Genomic DNA, 15851 nt, shown 5'->3' on the forward strand with positions numbered 1-15851 from the left:
TAGTGATCTGAAAACATTAGCGACGCCAGAACATCGGCGTCATCAGCACGACCACCGTCAAAATTTCCAGGCGGCCCATCAACATACCGATACACAGCAGCCATTTTGCCGCCTCGGGAAGCGACGAAAAGTTGCCCGCTGGGCCAATAGTGTCGCCAAGGCCGGGGCCGACGTTGGCCACCGCAGTGGCAGCACCAGAAATGGCCGTCACTAAATCCAGCCCAAGTGCCGAAAGGCTTAGAGCCAATGCCGCGATGGTAATAAAGAAGAAGAACGAGAAGGCCACCACGCTTCTGGAAATGTCGCTGGTTACCGGCTGGTGGTTGTAGCGAGTAGTAAACACGCCGTTGGCATGTATGAGATAACGCAGTTGGTTGAGCAGCATCAGCATGGCAATTTGAAAGCGGAAGATCTTCATACCACCACTGGTAGAGCCACTACAGCCGCCCACAAAAGTGAGATAGAAAAAAGCAGTCACCGGTAACGCGCCCCATAGCGTGTAGTCGTCTGAGGCGTATCCGGTGGTGGTCACCACTGAAATCACGTTAAAAGTGACGTGGGTAAGGGAAACAAACCAATCATCGCCTTGCAGCACCCGCCACCCGCTAAGAACCACTATCGCGGTCAGTAACAGCTTTAAAAGTCCGCGTACCTGCTGGTCTTTCCACAGGGCGGTGCGCGATGTGCGAATAAAACGAATGTATAAAACAAACGGCAACGCCCCGCTTAGCATAAAAAAGCTGCCCATCCACAGTAGCCATGGCTGCTCGGAGTAGGCCCCAAAGGAAGCATCCGAGTTGGCAAAGCCACCGGTAGCCAGGGACGTCATGCCGTGGACAACGGCGTCAAGCGGTAGCATGCCTCCCGCCCAATAACTCACCATGGCCGCAAGCGTTAGGGCTACATAAATACTTAGCGTCGCTTTGGCAATGCCGCCTGTGCGGGGCATGACTTTGTCAGACCAGTCGGAAGACTCGGTATGAAATAGTCGCATACCGCCCACTTTCAGAAACGGCAAAATGGCAATGCCCATAACGATGATGCCGATGCCGCCCATCCACTGCATTAAGCCGCGCCATAGCTTCAATCCGTCGGAAAAATGCTCAATCCCCACCATCACCGTCGAGCCGGTGGTGGTGATGGCAGAGACGGATTCAAAGACGGCATTGGTCACGCTGAGCTGCGGTGCGCCTAAAATCAGCGGTAGGCTCGCAAAACCTGTGATGCTTGCCCAACTGGCTGCGGTGAGCACAAACATTTGCCAGGGCTTTAGCTCTAGCGACACCTTACGCGTGAGTAACCAGGTTGTGAGAGTGGCGCTGAGGACAATCAGAATAGACACACCAAAGGCAGGKGCATCAGGATCATTTTCCACCAGCAATACGACCCAGGGTATCGCCATAAACATGGCAAGCACTAGCCACAGTACCGCCATGATTTTAAATATTTGCGCCCAGTTACGGTAAGCGTCTCGGTAGTAAAGCTTGCTGGGAAAAATGGTCATATTTCCGCTCTTAATTTGCCCTAATGTTCAGCGTGGTATCTCACCATGGCAATTACTAAAAGTCTGTAAAATTCTCCTAAAAAAATGATGTTAGGCTAAAAAAATCGGCCCCAAAGGAGCCGGTCGTGAGCATATTGTCCAAGCGAGAGTAGCTTTGTTGTCAACGAGTATAAAATTAACCTTTAACGCCTCCGGCGGTTAACCCACCAATAATCCAGCGCTGGCAGATCAGGAAGGCCACGGTGATTGGCAGCCCCGAGAGTACGGCAGCGGCGGCGAAGTCTCCCCAGCGCTGATTATGGTCGGCCAAGTATTGCTGGGCGCCCACCGCAAGGGTGAGCTTATGCTCATCCACGAGCAGTACAGACGCCATGGGGTACTCCATGATGCTCATCACAAACGCCAGGATGAACACCACCATCAGAATTGGCACCGACAGCGGCAGTAGGATGTAGCGAAACGCCTGCCAGGTGCTTGCCCCGTCCACCATGGCAGCTTCTTCGAGCGACCCGTCGATGGATTCGAAGTAGCCCTTGATCGTCCAGATGTGCAGCGCCACCGCGCCGAGCGAGGCGACAATCAGCGCGCCATGGGTGTTGATCCCCAGCCAGCCGACGAACTGACCCAGCCGGTCGAACAGCGCGTAGAGCGCCACCAGCGAGAGCACGGCGGGGAACATCTGGAAAATCAGCATGCCTTTCAACAGCGGCTCCTTGCCCTTAAAGCGCATACGGGCAAAGGCGTAGGCGCTGGTGGTTGCTAACATAAGAATTAATACCGATGACACGACTGCTACTTTGATGGAGTTCCACAGCCACAGTAGTACCGGAAAGGGGGGCTGGACGATGCTACCGTCCGGGCGCTCCCAGGGAATACCCAGCGCCAGTGACCAATGCTCCAACGAGAAGCGCTCGGGGATCAAGCTCCCCGAGGCAAAGTTTCCCTCACGAAACGAGATTGAAATTACCAACAGCAGCGGAAACACGATCAGTGAAACAAAGCCGATCAGCGCCAAATGGGCGCTCCATCGCCGTGCGCGAATGGAGCGGGGTTGAACCATCGCCATCGTAAACCTCCTAAACTTTAACCTTGGAAAGCCGCAAATTAACCACCGACATGCCCACCACCAGCAGGAAGATCAGCGTTGCAATCGCTGCCGCCAGGCCGAAGTTCTGGCCGGCATCCTGGAAGGCGATGCGGTAGGTGTAGCTCACCAGCAGGTCGGTGGTGCCCGCGGGCGTGCTGGCACCCAGAATGTCCGGGCTGCCCCCGGTGAGCAGCGCAATCAGTACGAAGTTATTGAAGTTAAAAGCAAAAGCGGCGATTAACAGCGGCGTGAGTGGCTTGATGATCAGCGGCAGAGTGATCTTCATCAGGTTGGTGATCGGCCCGCCGCCGTCTACCGCCGAGGCCTCGTACAGATCGCCGGGGATCGACTGAATCAGCCCCATGCACAGCAGCAGCATGTAGGGGTAACCCAGCCAGGTATTGACGATCAGCAGCATGGTTCGGGCTAGCCAGGGGTCGGTAAACCACTCCGGCGAAATGCCGAACAGCGCCTCCAGAATCATGTTTACCTCACCAAAATGCTGATTGAACATGCCTTTGAAAATCAGAATCGAAATAAACGCTGGAACCGCGTAGGGCAGTATCAGCAGCGTCCGATAGACCGCCTTGCCCTTGAGCTGATCCCACTGCAGCAGCGAGGCGAGGACAAACCCCACGGCCAACGTGAATAGTACGGTGAGCCCGGCAAACACGAAGGTCCAGACAAATATCTTCATAAACGGCCCGCGTATATCCGGGTCGGTGAAGATCTTGGTGTAGTTGGTGAAGCCCACGTTCACCGGCCACCCAGGGGTGATGCGTTCGTCGTTCTCGGTGACGAAAAAGCCGATATCGTTATCCGGCGTCAGCACCTGACCCTCCTGCTGATCATAAAGGCTGCCGTTGTCACGAATCTCATAGCGGTCGATCATTGGCGCGAACTGGCGCAGGCCCGCCATGCGTAGCTCGGTGCCCCCGGGCGTTTGCAGGCGCAGCGCCTGGAGGGCGTCGCGGGCCTGAATGGCTTCGCGCATGGGAAGCGGCTCACCTTCGGGCGGGCCGTCTACGGCTTGGGTTGGAGCGCGACGGACTTCGCTGTTAGTTAGGTTGATCGCGGCGGATAGTAGCCGGTCGTTATCGCCCGCAGGAGCGTCGCTTTCCAGATAAAGGCGCACCAGCTCGTCCTGCTGGTAAAGCGAATAGGAAAAGGCAGCGCCCTCTGCCTGGTAGCTTTGATCGGTCAGTTGTGCGCGCACGCGCTCCTGGCTGAGCAGATTGTCCGAGCTGTAGTTACTGAAGCTAATGCCGACGGTATACACCAGCGGGAAAATAACGAAAACGCCAAGCCCGGCCACTGCCGGGAAAATATACCGGTGGCTCATCAGCGAACGGCGGCTGAACACCACGCCCAGCGATGTGCCAAGCACTAAAAATAGCAGCGCAAACACCCATTGGCCGTGCATATAAAAAGCCATCACCAGCCAAAGCAGGGCCAGTACCATCAGCCCGATCACGCTGCGCATTGCCCAGCGAGAATAGCGTTCGGCCACATGACGGGAGCGGTGGCGGGGCAAGCCCCGCGAAGCATTCGTGGTAAACATGAAAGATGTCCTGCGAAACTTCCCGGCTTTGCCAGCGGTGTGCCATGGCCGGTCAGTGAAGGAAAGGCGAGTGGCTACTGGCGCATACGCCGCGCGGCGGCATCCAGTGCTTCCTGGGGGGACTGACGCCCGCTGCCGATGTTTTGCAGCGCGGGTTCCATGGCTGCCCAGAAGGCGCCCATTTCAGGAATGTTCGGCATCGGCATACCGACTTCGGCGTTATCGAGGGTGGCCGCGATGTTGGGGTTGTCGGCCAGTTCCGCCTGATAATCGATGTGTGCCACGGCCCCCAGCGACCCATCGCTGTTGAAGGTGCGCATACCCTCCTCGCTGAGCAGATAGTTTTCCAGGAACTCGACGGCCAGGAAATCATTGGGCGACGCAGAGTTGATCATTGCCGTCATAACGCCAAACATGGGCTTGGCACGTTCTTCGCCCACCTTGGGCAGCAGGGCGACGCCGTAATCAATGCCGCTGCGCTCAAGGTTCGGCCAGGCCCAGGGGCCGCTAATCATGGTCGCCACTTCGCCCTTGTTAAAGCGATTATCCATGATGCTGTAGTCGGTTCCCCGCGGTACCACGTCGCTTTCGATCAGCTCGACCAGCAGCTCAGCACCCTGCACGGCGCCTTCGTTGTTAACGCCAATATCGGTAACGTTGTAGCCTGCGTCAGTTTGTTTAAATGGGTAGCCACCGTTAGCGGCTAGCAGTGTCCAGCCGTAGTAGGGCTCGCTGTAGTCGAACAGGATGGCTTTTTTACCCTCTTGAGAAAGCGTCTCGTCCAGCTGCATTAGCTCGGCAAAGCTCTCCGGCGGGGTGTCCACCAGGGCTTTATTATAAATGAGCCCGAGTGATTCCACTGAAATGGGGTAGCCATAGGTTTCGCCATTCCACAGGGCAGCTTCCCAGGAGAAGTCATAAAAAGACTCACGGAAGCTGTCACTAGGCGCTATCTGTTTTAGTAGGCCGCTTTGTGCCCACTCGCCAATCCGGTCGTGGGCCCAGATCACGATGTCCGGCCCTTGGCCACTGCCCGCCGCCTGTTGAAAACGGTCGGTCAGGTTATCTGGAAAGACCACCTCAACTTCGATGCCCGTCTCTTCAAGAAACTGATCGGCCAGCAGCTGAATACCTTCCTGGCCTTTGTTGTCGCCCATCCAGATGGTTAAGCGGTCATCTTCAAACGCGAAGGCTGGCAAAGTTGCTCCTGCAAGCAGGGTGGCGGTGATTAAAGGCGTAAATCCGGGCCGATGTCTTGCCATCATTTAAAAAGCCTCAATTTTTGTTATAAGGGATGGTGGCGTTGCCACCTGAACAGTCTTAGCCTCGCCAATTCAGTCGGCAGCCACCTCATCCTTGAGGGGCGTAGTGATGGCGTATATCAGGGGCGTAGAAACATTAAATAGAAGTAGGGGGGCTAAAACCTGTTGCAGGCTCTACCAAATGCGCTTTTGAGGGCTCTCGCTCAGACTAAATGCAAAACAGACGCCATGCATAATTAGCCAACTGGAAATTCAGTTGTCGCATATTTGACATGCGATTTGTGACGTACAGTCAGCGTATAACCTAGCGTTAGGGGGCCAAGACGGCCAATAAGCATTACGGCCATGATAATTAGCTGGCCCGCGGTACCCAGTTCACTCGTAGTGCCACGCGATAATCCTACGGTGCCAAAAGCAGAGACAACCTCGAACGCTATATCTAAGAAGTCGTCTTTTACAAAAATCGTCAGCATAAAAACAGCTATGAAAATGGTTGCCATACCGATAGTCGCGGTAGCTAAAGCTTTTAGTAATGTTTCTCGACTTAGTGAGCGACCAAAGAAGCTTACGTTTAAATTTCCTTGGAGAAAAGATTTTGTCGCCGTGATTAAAATGAAAAAAGTAGAAATCTTAATGCCGCTAGCGGTTGAGTTCGGTGCGCCGCCAATAAACATAAGTAGAAGCATTAGAACACTAGTGCCTGCTGTTAGAGCACCAATCTCGAGCGTGTTGAAACCAGCCGTTCTAGGAGTGACACCTTGAAACCATGCGGCCAGTAGCTTGCTCCAAAAGCCTTCTAGCATGCCTAGCGTGTTGGGGTTGTTAAATTCCAAAATCAAAACCGCCGCGGTAGCGAACAAGTTGAGAAATAAAGTGGTGGTTAAGATAATTTTTACGTATACCGAAAGCCGAGGCCATGAACGCTTTTCCAATAATTCCATAATGACGATATAGCCAAGTCCTCCAGTAACAAAAAGTGCTGTGACAGATAGCGTGATGCCGGGATGAGAAACGTAATTTGATAAGCTATCTGGAGATAGCGCAAAGCCCGCATTATTAAATGCGGAAATGGTATAAAAAAGCGCATTATATAGCCCGTCACCCCAGCCGAGTTCGGGAATAAAAAAGTAGCTAAGTACAATAATCCCAATGGCTTCGCTGGCAATGGCAAATAGCGCAATAGAACTCCCCGCTTTTCTAGCCGTTTGAAGGGAGACTTCATTAAAAGCTTCTTGTGCCACCAACTGTTGCTTTAGGCGTAACTTAAAACCAAGCGCTAGAGCGGTCAGTACTGCAAAGGTCATCAACCCTAGTCCGCCTAATTGAATCAGGCATAGGATGACGAGCTGACCGAAGGTCGTGTATTGACTGCCTGTATCGACAACCACAAGGCCCGTTACCGTAACGGCGGAGGTGGCAGTAAATGCTGCTTCCATCCAAGAAACCGGAGCGACGGTGGCAAATGGCAGCTTTAGTAAGCATGCTCCAATGAAAATTAATATGAGAAAAGACTCAAGCAATAGCCAAGGGGGCTTAATGCTACGTTTACGCTTTGGCCCTTTGACGATCGTTTGGTGAGGCGTCTGGTCTTGTAAGCTTGCTTTCATAAGTTTTTAACAAGTTTTCTTAATTCATCAAGCCAGCCGCCAAGTACTAAGCGATCACCTCTGCGTATTTCCCAATCGAGGTCAGGGTGTGCATGCACTTCTGTATTTCTTTTGACCACTAAAGCCGCTACATCAACATCTTCGATGATTTTTCCAATGGTTTTTCCAATTAAGTCCTCTGTTGTATGGAATTCTACGACAACATAGTCCTTCCCCAGGTTTAAGTAATCATGAACCATTGGGTAATTCAATTCCTGAGAGATTCGTACACCCATTTCATATTCAGGTGCAATAATACGTGTTGCACCAAGCCGTTCAAGGACTCTGTGGTGTTGATTCGTCAGTGCTTTCGTCCATACCTTTGTCACACCTAACTCTTGCAACTGAAGCGTTGCCAACATCGCTGCCTCAACGTTTCTGCCTATCGCTACCACTGCTGCGTCATAGCTGCCCGCATTTAGCTCTATAAGCGCGTTTTCATCTGTTACGTCAGCAATGACTGCGTGAGTGATCTCATCTGCTAATCGATTGACACGCAGCTCATCAGCGTCGATCCCCAAAACCTCATGACCAAGCTGAGTTAGCTCACGCGCAATAGTCGCGCCGAATATGCCCAGACCAATGACGATAAATTGCTGTTTTTCAATCATGATAAAGCGCGGCTCCACAGCTTTGAATTACGTAAATTTATATGCTGTAGCTCTATTGCACAATAGCTGTTTAATCCTACGTTAGCAGACGTAAAAATTGCGTAAAAAAATTGCTTCAATTGAGTCGCATGTACCTGCGTATGGTTAAATTATAAATAAATACTCTTTTAATGGGGGGAATATGGCTGTGGGGTTATTTCAAACAAATCCCAATTCGTATTTTCGTATTTTCGTGTTACTCACTTGGCTATGGGGTCTGGCGGTATATAATTATCATGCTGAAAATCCGGTTATATCCATATTTCCGTATCTTATACCAGTCATTTTGATTGCATGGGGGCATGGTGTTAAGTGGGGATTCGTAGTTGCAGCTTTGGCAACATTGTCTGCTATGTGTGCAGATTATGCGGAAATTTACACTCAAACAGAGCTGATCTATTCTGGTATTGCTACCTATGCGAAATTAACAGGCGCCGCTATTGGTTTCTCTTTGGCAAAAATAATTCATAAAAACATAAACCCAATGTGATGCCTCTTCCTTTGTCATCAGCCCAAGTTGGTGCTTTATGCACTGCCTGATGAATTAAAGCATACTTCATTATTGGCTCATCTAGCTCGCCTCCTCCTTAGGGAGCGTAGCAGTAGCGCATATCAAGGGCGTAGAGTGAGAGTGGAAATTCCTTGAACAATCACAGCTGTAAACGCATCGAAATAGAAGCGGTAGATGCCATTTTGTAGTAAAATTACACGAATTATTGCGTATAATGCCCCCTTTACGGTAGATTTTAGGTAATCTAACTACATTAGATGCCTAATTATAAATAGGAGCGACGATGAGCCAGTCCACTGCTTCCCAAGGTGCACCGCTGGGCGATCCGAATCACGCTATTGATTTAGCGCTGTTTGGGGCGCTGGGTGATCTTGCCATGCGCAAGCTATTTCCTGCCTTATACCATCTTGATCGCGAAGGCTTGATGCCTGAAAGCACGCGCATTATGGGGCTGGCCCGCCATGAGCACGACGTTGCGTCATTTCGCAAAATGGTTAACGACGCGCTGCAAAAACGACTGAAAAGCAGCGAGCAGGATAAGCAGAGTATCGAGCGCTTTCTCGCCCGCTTGGATTACCTAAAACTCGATTTTTCAAGCGTTGAGGGTTACGACGCTATTCGTCAGTGGCGCAAAGGCTCACCGCGCCCAATGGTGGTCTACCTTTCCGTTGGTGCATCTATTTATGGCGATATCTGCCGTCATCTGCAGGCCAGTAAAAGCCTGGACGATGAGGCCCGCGTGGTGGTGGAGAAACCCATCGGCTACGACCTGCACTCATCCATTGAAATTAACGACGCTATTGGTCAAGTGTTCCCCGAATCGCGGATTTACCGTATTGACCACTATTTAGGTAAAGAGACCGTACAGAACCTGATTGCGCTGCGTTTTGCCAACCCGCTGTTTGGTACCCAGTGGAACCAGAACAATATCTCCCATGTGGAAATTACCGTTGCCGAAAAAGTGGGCATCGAAGGGCGCTGGGGTTATTTCGACCAAGCGGGTCAACTGCGGGACATGGTGCAAAACCACTTGCTGCAGCTGCTGTGCTTAATCGCCATGGATCCGCCTTCCAATCTGGATGCCGATGCCATTCGCGATGAGAAGGTGAAAGTGCTTAAAGCGCTCAAGCCGTTTGTGGGCGAAGCGCTTGGCCGAGATGTGGTGCGCGGCCAATATATCGCCGGTACTAGCGATGGCCAGTCGGTGCCAGGGTATTTAGAAGAAGAGGGCGCCAACACCCAGAGCCAAACCGAAACCTTTGTGGCCATGAAAACCGAAGTGGCTAACTGGCGCTGGGCAGGCGTGCCGTTTTACTTGCGCACCGGCAAGCGCATGCCGGATAAGCTCTCACAGATCGTTATTCACTTTCGCCAGCAGCCGCACTATATCTTCGACCCGGATCAACGCGGCATCGCCTCGAATAAGCTGATTATTCGCCTGCAGCCGGAAGAGGGTATCGCCCTGCAAGTGCTGACCAAAGATAGCGGCTTGGATAAAGGCATGCGCCTGCGCCCCGGCCCGCTGCATTTGGACTTCAACAATGCCTTTCCCAAATCGCGGATACCCGATGCCTACGAACGCCTGCTGCTCGAAGTCATGAAAGGCCAGCAGTATCTGTTTGTCCGCCGGGATGAAATCGAACACGCCTGGCGTTGGTGCGACCAGCTCATTGATGGCTGGAAAAAACGCGACACCCCACCGCGCCGTTACCCGGCAGGCTCGTGGGGCCCCGTCGCCTCCATCGCCATGATTACCCAAGACGGCCGCAGCTGGTACGAGGATTATTAATATGAGCCAAGCACGCCAACAGTTGGCTGAGCAGCTTGCCGAAGCCGTTTTTCAGGCGCTGCACGACGACTTAAACCATCAAGAGCGCGTCCTGCTGGTGGTTTCAGGTGGTTCCACCCCGGTGCCTTTCTTTAAGGCGCTGGCGGCCAAACCGCTACCCTGGGAGCGCATTGACGTAACGCTTGCCGACGAGCGTTGGGTCGATGAGCAGAGCAGTGATAGCAACGCCAAGTTGGTGCGTGAGCACCTCCTTCAGGGCGACGCTGAAGCGGCTACTTTTATACCGTTAACTTGCGGCGCGGCGACCCCCGAAGAGGGCGTAGATGAAGTGGTCAAGCGAGCGGAATCACTGGCCTGGCCTGCCAGCGTGGTGATTTTGGGGATGGGGGGAGACGGCCACACCGCGTCACTGTTTCCCGATAGCCCTGAGCTGACCCTGGCGCTTGCCACGGAAGAGCTGTTAGTGGCAGTTAGAACGCCTAGTCAGCCGCAGCCACGGATTACCTTTTCGGCCGACCGCCTGCATCAGGCACGGCGGCATATTCTGCATATTACCGGTGACGATAAACGCGCCGTGTTGGCCAAGGCATTAAACGGCGACGACGTTCGTCAGTTGCCTATTCGTGCCTTTTTAACCTGCCCATTGGCCATTTATTGGGCGCCTTGAGCGCCAGCCGGTTTAGCCAATAATAAGTTGCTTGGAGACTCACTAATGACTATCGACAAACAGTTACCTTCTACCCGTACCGCAGAGCTGGATAGTATCTGCTCAAAAGCTGAAGTGATTCCTGTCATCACGATTGAGCGCTTGGAAGACGCAGTACCGCTAGGGCGCGCCCTGGTGGAAGGCGGCTTAACCGTGCTGGAAGTTACCCTGCGCACCGATTGTGCCCTGGACGCCATCAAGCGAATGAAAGAAGCGCTGCCGGGTGCCAGCATTGGTGTGGGCACCGTGCTAACACCCGCGCAATATCGCCAAGCCGAGCAGGTGGGCGCTGATTTTGTGGTGACGCCGGGCGCCACTGACGCGCTTTACCGCTATGGCGTGGAAAGCCCTGTGCCAATGCTACCAGGCGTGTCGACCATTTCTGAGCTGATGACCGGCTGGCAGTACGGCTATCGTCGGTTTAAGTTCTTCCCCGCTGAATCCAGCGGCGGCGCTAAAGCAATCAAAGCGTTTGGCGCACCGATTCCAGAAGCGCGTTTCTGCCCCACCGGTGGCATTACCGTGGACAACGCAGACGCCTACCTGTCACTGCCGAACGTGATGTGTGTAGGCGGCTCCTGGTTGACGCCGAAAGCAATGGTCGATGCTGAAGATTGGGACGGCATTCGCGAACTGGCCCGTCAATCAGCGGAGCGCTTTCATCACTAAGCAGGCATCACTCAATAGGCATCCTTAAGCAACCTATCGCAGGTTGTGTAAATGCTGGCCCTAGTTATGGTTTTTAACCATTGCTAGGGTTTTTTTATAGCGAAATTTTGTCATTCGCGTATGGTACCCGCCTGCGTACGACCAAAGACGTATAACGGGCTATATTCAGCTCAACTAAAATGGCGGGACGATTTGTCTGACATTTCGCTATACGCGCATACAGTAACGTGCGTGCCACTTACAATGATCATGAGGTGAGTCAAAATGCACGCTTTGACCCTGGCGTCCTTCCTGTTTTTTACAGGGCTTGTCGCCTTTATCACTTGGCGAATCACCCGCCGAGATGACCACTCAAGCACCAGCGGCTACTTTCTAGCAGGGCGTACGCTAACCTTTCCGCTGATCGCTGGCTCTCTGCTAATGACCAACCTCTCCACCGAGCAAATGGTGGGGCTCAATGGGGCGGCCTTTTCCGATGGGTTAAGCGTGATGGCCTGGGAAGTGGTGGCGGTTATCGCACTGGTGGCGTTGGCGCTCTTCTTCCTGCCGCGGTTTTTGAAAAGTGGCATTGCCACGCTGCCGCAGCTGCTCGAAATACGCTTCGATAAAACCACCCAGCTAATCACCAATATCATCTTCTTGATCGCTTACGCGGTGATTCTGCTGCCGATTATTCTCTATTCCGGCGCCATCGGTCTGCAGGGGATGCTCGATCTTCAAGGGCTAACAGGTATCGAGTCTTCGGCGACGCTGCTTTGGCTAACGGTGTGGATAGTTGGCATTATCGGTTCGGTCTATGCACTGTTTGGTGGGCTACGCACGGTGGCGGTTTCGGATACGCTTAACGGCGTCGGGCTATTGATCGGCGGTTTCGTGATCGTCTATTTCGGCCTGCAGGCCGTGAGTGACGGCAGCGGCATTATGGAAGGTTGGAGCATCCTCAAAGAGAGCGACCCGGATAAGCTTAATTCGATTGGCGGCGCTGATCAGCAGGKGCCTTTCTTTACCCTGTTCACCGGTGTTTTCCTGATTAATCTATTCTACTGGAGTACCAACCAGCAGATTATTCAGCGTACCTTTGCGGCCAAAAACCTGGCTGAAGGCCAGAAGGGTGTTCTGCTGACCGGTCTATTTAAACTGCTGGGCCCGCTGTATCTCGTGCTGCCGGGCATCATTGCTTACCATCTTTATGCCGATCAAGGCGTGCGTGCTGATGAGGCCTACGGTCACTTGGTATTTAACGTACTGCCGCCGTATCTAACCGGGTTTTTCGCCGCGGTGATGGTCGGTGCGATTCTTTCGTCGTTTAACTCCGCGCTGAACAGTACTACTACGATTTTCAGCCTGGGCATCTATAAAGGTGTACTGAACAAAGAGGCGACGGAAGAGCAGGTGGTGAAATCGGGTAAGGTCTTCGGCTGGATCATGGCCATTATTACCATGATTATCGCGCCGTTGTTGGCAGGCCAGGATAGCCTGTTTGGTTACCTGCAGAAGATGAACGCGATCTACTTTATTCCAATTCTTGCCGTGGTGCTGGTCGGGCTGCTAACCAAACGTGTTCCGCCGATGGCAGCTAAAATTGCCCTGGTGGGCGGCTGTTTATTGATAGCCGCCGGTTACTTTGTGCCACCCTTTACGCTGCTGCCGCAGGTTATGCACGAGTTCCACTTCGTGGCGATGGTGTTTGTGTTGTTGGTCGTCGTGATGCTGATCATCGGCAAGCTGCGCCCACGGGAAACCGACTGGATTCAGCAGCACAGCGGCGATGTGGATCTAACACCCTGGAAAGGCGCAGTACCGGCCGGTATTGTCCTGGTCGTGTTAGTCATCGTGATGTATATAAGCTTCGCCGGTTGAGTGCCAGCGCTAGTCGCTAAGAGGTAAAGCCAGAAAGTGGCCCCGCTAGTATCCGCTAGCGGGGCCTTTTGCTGTGAGGTTTATAAGAGAGTTATGCCAGGCGCAGCGGCAGTTCGGTCAATCCTTTGATGCCGGTTTCGACCCTATACAGCGAGCCTGCAGTGGGCTCCTGGGCTAGCTGTTCAGCGCTAAATCCCTCTTGCGCCGTAGTGATATACAGCGTTTTTAGATCAGGGCCTGCAAACGCTGGGCAGGAGGGTTGGCTGACCGGTAGCTCAACGCGGCCTATTATTTCGCCGTCATGATCCAAACGCACCACTTGCCCAGCTCCCCACAGCGCTAGCCATAGGCAGCCTTCGCCATCCATGACGGCACCGTCGGGGTTGCCCTGGCTGGTAAAAAAGTCTGCCCAGGGTTGCGGCTCGCCCTTCGGCCAGCCGTCGCTATCCAACGCCCAGCGCATCACCACACCCGTCACCGTATCGGTAAACCAGGCAAACTCGCCATTTTCAGCAAAGCAGATAGCATTGGGAATGGTCAGCCCTGAGCGCAGCCGCGACAGCTCGCCGCGGTGCAGGCGGTAAAGGCTGCCAGCGTTTCTTTCAGCGCTTTTACCCATGCTGGAGAGCCACAGGCTGCCGTGGCGATCAATGCGGGCGTCATTGCTGCGGGTGACCGGGTTATCGGCCTCGAAATCACACAGCTTTTCTACCTTGCCGCTGCCTGGGTTGAAGCGGCTTAAGCGGTCTTCGCCGACTAACAGCAGGCCTCCTTCTTCAAGGGGCGCAGCCAGTGACACCCGATGTTCAAACTGATAGTGGCCGCTTTCTCCAGTGGCGGGGGATAGCCAGTGCAGCTGCTTTTCAAGAATGTCGCACCAATAAAGGCGCTGATTTTTAGCGTCCCACTGCGGGCCTTCACCTAGGGTGCAGCGGCAATCGACCGCTAACTCTGCCTGCCACGTTGCAACATGCATACCTGTATTCATTGTTATTGGATCTCCTTATTGTTCTCCTGCCAACCAGGCCTCGACGAGGGCTTGTGCCTGTTGACCTMCCTGGGAAGCGCTTTGGCCGGGTTTGTATAACGCGCTGCCCAGCCCTGCACCATCGACACCCGCTGCGCGCCAAGTGGCGAAGTTATCGATCCCAACGCCGCCGACAGCATACAAAAGGGTGCCTGTGGGCAGTACTGAGCGCACTGCCTGCATGCCCTCTAATCCTACCTGCACCGCTGGGAAGAGTTTAAGTCCGGTGGCACCGGCATCGAGTGCATCGAAGGCCTCAGAGGGTGTCACAATCCCCGGCCAGCTCGCCATACCGAGTCTATGCGTCTCTTCAATGACTGCAGGCCGACAGTTGGGAGAAACGATCAGGCGTCCACCCGCAGAGTGAACTTCACGCACCTGAGCCGGAGTGAGTACCGTGCCTGCACCAATGACCGCGCGCTTGCCAAATGCGTCTACCAAGCGGCGAATGCTCTCCAGCGGGTTGGGTGAGTTAAGCGGTACTTCAATCTGGGTGATGCCCGCGGCCAGCACCGCTTCCGCGATATCCACGGCCTCATCAGGCGTTACACCGCGTAAAATACCAATTAGTGGCAGCGACATAGCCAATTTCTCCATGCTTAAATTATGTTAACGCGTGATGGGCGAGGCGCAGACCTGCTAAGACGGCGGTGTCGCCATCCACATGCTGCGTCTGATAGCCGATCGTATTGAGCGCCAGCGTATAGCGCTGGCTCAGGGCTTGGTTACCAATCAACATGATCGGCTTATCGGTGGGGCATTCACGGCAGGCGCCAGCAAGCTCAAGGCCAATGGCGAGCCCAGAGAGCCTGGCCGCCAGTACGGCTCCACGCGTGTCGCCTGCAGGTAGCCGACCATCGAGTAAATCCTGCGCGCGCAGGCCGAAAAGACGGCTACTAAAAGTTTCGGGCGCCGCGTAGATCTCGCTAACTGCCGAAATAAACGCCTCACGGCAAGCGGGGTCTTGAAGCTCATCGGTGCCGATTGAGTGGCGCAAGACCGATTGGTTGGCCAATAGCTGGTAAAGCTCGCCGGTCAGGTAGGTCGAAAACCCMCTCACCGCACCCGCTTCAAGAGTGGCCCATTTGGCGTGGGTACCCGGCAAACAGGCGAGACCCGTAAAGTCAGGTGTGTTAGCGACGAGGCCTGCTAACTGGGTCTCTTCCCCACGCATTACATCAAAGTGGGTTGCAGCACTGCGGGTTTGGCTTAAACCGGGTAGCAGGTAAACACGTAGCTGGTCGCCTGTAAGCGTTGGCGTTACTGCGCCCTGGCTAAGCTGGTCAAGCCGCGTGGGTACCGGCAAATAGGCGGCTTCCAGCCAGCCCTGACGGGCGCCCGCCATGCCGCACACCATCACATCGGTGTGAACATTGGCAGGCAGCCAATCGCCCACTAGCCGCCGTAGCTCGCGCTCATAGTCGGCGGGGGTAAGCGACAGCATGCCCTTGTCGCTACTGGCTTGGGCAATCACTTGGTCGTGTTGATTGAGGCCCCAGGCGCGCAGGTTGCTGGAGCCCCAGTCCACGGCAATCCACGCCAGCTGTTGCTCTAACGATGCAGTCGTCGCGCTCATTGG

14 protein-coding genes are annotated in these 15851 nt (G+C 53.9%); 5 read left to right on the forward strand and 9 right to left on the reverse strand.

Annotated elements, in window-relative coordinates; all coding sequences use genetic code 11:
- Positions 1-16 precede the first annotated feature (16 nt).
- The 6 genes from HALO_RS09980 to HALO_RS10005 form a co-directional block, all read right to left on the reverse strand.
- Complete coding sequence (locus HALO_RS09980; protein WP_035580124.1) at positions 17-1504, reverse strand: TrkH family potassium uptake protein; 1488 nt, start codon at positions 1502-1504, stop codon at positions 17-19.
- Between the two features lie 175 nt (positions 1505-1679).
- The gene (malG, locus tag HALO_RS09985; RefSeq protein WP_035580122.1) at positions 1680-2570 is read right to left on the reverse strand and encodes a maltose ABC transporter permease MalG; all 891 of its coding nucleotides are present in this window, start codon (positions 2568-2570) and stop codon (positions 1680-1682) included.
- A 10-nt stretch (positions 2571-2580) separates the two neighbouring features.
- Positions 2581-4152, reverse strand: a complete 1572-nt coding sequence (malF, locus tag HALO_RS09990) for a maltose ABC transporter permease MalF (RefSeq protein ID WP_035580120.1) — start codon at positions 4150-4152, stop codon at positions 2581-2583.
- 74 nt (positions 4153-4226) lie between these two features.
- Positions 4227-5414 carry a maltose/maltodextrin ABC transporter substrate-binding protein MalE gene (malE, locus tag HALO_RS09995; RefSeq protein WP_035583459.1) on the reverse strand — a complete coding sequence of 396 codons (1188 nt, stop codon included), beginning with the start codon at positions 5412-5414 and terminating at the stop codon, positions 4227-4229.
- 236 nt (positions 5415-5650) lie between these two features.
- Positions 5651-7021: a TrkH family potassium uptake protein gene (locus tag HALO_RS10000; protein ID WP_035580119.1), complete on the reverse strand. Its 1371-nt coding sequence runs from the start codon at positions 7019-7021 to the stop codon at positions 5651-5653.
- Positions 7018-7671: a potassium channel family protein gene (locus HALO_RS10005; RefSeq protein ID WP_035580113.1), complete on the reverse strand. Its 654-nt coding sequence runs from the start codon at positions 7669-7671 to the stop codon at positions 7018-7020. The genes HALO_RS10000 and HALO_RS10005 overlap by 4 nt, the downstream gene beginning before the upstream one ends.
- 181 nt (positions 7672-7852) lie before the next feature.
- On the opposite strand from HALO_RS10005, the gene HALO_RS10010 reads away from it, so the two are divergent.
- The 5 genes from HALO_RS10010 to HALO_RS10030 all read left to right on the forward strand — a co-directional run bounded on the left by HALO_RS10010 (position 7853) and on the right by HALO_RS10030 (position 13245).
- On the forward strand, positions 7853-8200 hold the full coding sequence (locus HALO_RS10010) for a hypothetical protein (protein WP_035580111.1): 348 nt from the start codon (positions 7853-7855) through the stop codon (positions 8198-8200).
- A 304-nt stretch (positions 8201-8504) separates the two neighbouring features.
- The gene (gene zwf / locus HALO_RS10015; protein ID WP_035580110.1) at positions 8505-10010 is read left to right on the forward strand and encodes a glucose-6-phosphate dehydrogenase; all 1506 of its coding nucleotides are present in this window, start codon (positions 8505-8507) and stop codon (positions 10008-10010) included.
- A gap of 1 nt (position 10011) precedes the next feature.
- Positions 10012-10677: a 6-phosphogluconolactonase gene (pgl, locus tag HALO_RS10020; RefSeq protein ID WP_035580108.1), complete on the forward strand. Its 666-nt coding sequence runs from the start codon at positions 10012-10014 to the stop codon at positions 10675-10677.
- Positions 10678-10722: 45 nt separating this feature from the next.
- The gene (locus HALO_RS10025) at positions 10723-11385 is read left to right on the forward strand and encodes a bifunctional 4-hydroxy-2-oxoglutarate aldolase/2-dehydro-3-deoxy-phosphogluconate aldolase (RefSeq protein ID WP_035580106.1); all 663 of its coding nucleotides are present in this window, start codon (positions 10723-10725) and stop codon (positions 11383-11385) included.
- A 264-nt stretch (positions 11386-11649) separates the two neighbouring features.
- The gene (locus tag HALO_RS10030) at positions 11650-13245 is read left to right on the forward strand and encodes a solute:sodium symporter family transporter (protein ID WP_050713385.1); all 1596 of its coding nucleotides are present in this window, start codon (positions 11650-11652) and stop codon (positions 13243-13245) included.
- Between the two features lie 91 nt (positions 13246-13336).
- Here the strand turns inward: HALO_RS10030 and HALO_RS10035 are convergent, their stop codons facing one another.
- From HALO_RS10035 to HALO_RS10045, 3 genes are read right to left on the reverse strand one after another with little or no spacing between them, the layout of a single operon-like run.
- Positions 13337-14233 (reverse strand): SMP-30/gluconolactonase/LRE family protein, encoded by an 897-nt coding sequence (locus HALO_RS10035; RefSeq protein ID WP_035580096.1) that lies wholly within the window; start codon positions 14231-14233, stop codon positions 13337-13339.
- Between the two features lie 15 nt (positions 14234-14248).
- Positions 14249-14869 (reverse strand): 2-dehydro-3-deoxy-6-phosphogalactonate aldolase, encoded by a 621-nt coding sequence (locus HALO_RS10040; RefSeq protein WP_269449324.1) that lies wholly within the window; start codon positions 14867-14869, stop codon positions 14249-14251.
- A gap of 7 nt (positions 14870-14876) precedes the next feature.
- Positions 14877-15848: a 2-dehydro-3-deoxygalactonokinase gene (locus tag HALO_RS10045; protein WP_050713387.1), complete on the reverse strand. Its 972-nt coding sequence runs from the start codon at positions 15846-15848 to the stop codon at positions 14877-14879.
- Between the last annotated feature and the right edge of the window lie 3 nt (positions 15849-15851).

The organism is Halomonas sp. R57-5, from assembly GCF_900070345.1.
GTDB classification, from domain to species: Bacteria; Pseudomonadota; Gammaproteobacteria; order Pseudomonadales; family Halomonadaceae; genus Vreelandella; species Vreelandella ventosae_B.

What these genes read in the sequence shown, in the direction of transcription:
- malG (WP_035580122.1), bottom strand. Translation starts at nt 2,570, where the DNA reads ATGGCGATGGTTCAACCCCGCTCCATTCGCGCACGGCGATGGAGCGCC.
- malF (WP_035580120.1), bottom strand. Translation starts at nt 4,152, where the DNA reads ATGTTTACCACGAATGCTTCGCGGGGCTTGCCCCGCCACCGCTCCCGT.
- malE (WP_035583459.1), bottom strand. Translation starts at nt 5,414, where the DNA reads ATGGCAAGACATCGGCCCGGATTTACGCCTTTAATCACCGCCACCCTG.
- HALO_RS10000 (WP_035580119.1), bottom strand. Translation starts at nt 7,021, where the DNA reads ATGAAAGCAAGCTTACAAGACCAGACGCCTCACCAAACGATCGTCAAA.
- HALO_RS10005 (WP_035580113.1), bottom strand. Translation starts at nt 7,671, where the DNA reads ATGATTGAAAAACAGCAATTTATCGTCATTGGTCTGGGCATATTCGGC.
- HALO_RS10010 (WP_035580111.1), top strand. Translation starts at nt 7,853, where the DNA reads ATGGCTGTGGGGTTATTTCAAACAAATCCCAATTCGTATTTTCGTATT.
- zwf (WP_035580110.1), top strand. Translation starts at nt 8,505, where the DNA reads ATGAGCCAGTCCACTGCTTCCCAAGGTGCACCGCTGGGCGATCCGAAT.
- pgl (WP_035580108.1), top strand. Translation starts at nt 10,012, where the DNA reads ATGAGCCAAGCACGCCAACAGTTGGCTGAGCAGCTTGCCGAAGCCGTT.
- HALO_RS10025 (WP_035580106.1), top strand. Translation starts at nt 10,723, where the DNA reads ATGACTATCGACAAACAGTTACCTTCTACCCGTACCGCAGAGCTGGAT.
- HALO_RS10035 (WP_035580096.1), bottom strand. Translation starts at nt 14,233, where the DNA reads ATGAATACAGGTATGCATGTTGCAACGTGGCAGGCAGAGTTAGCGGTC.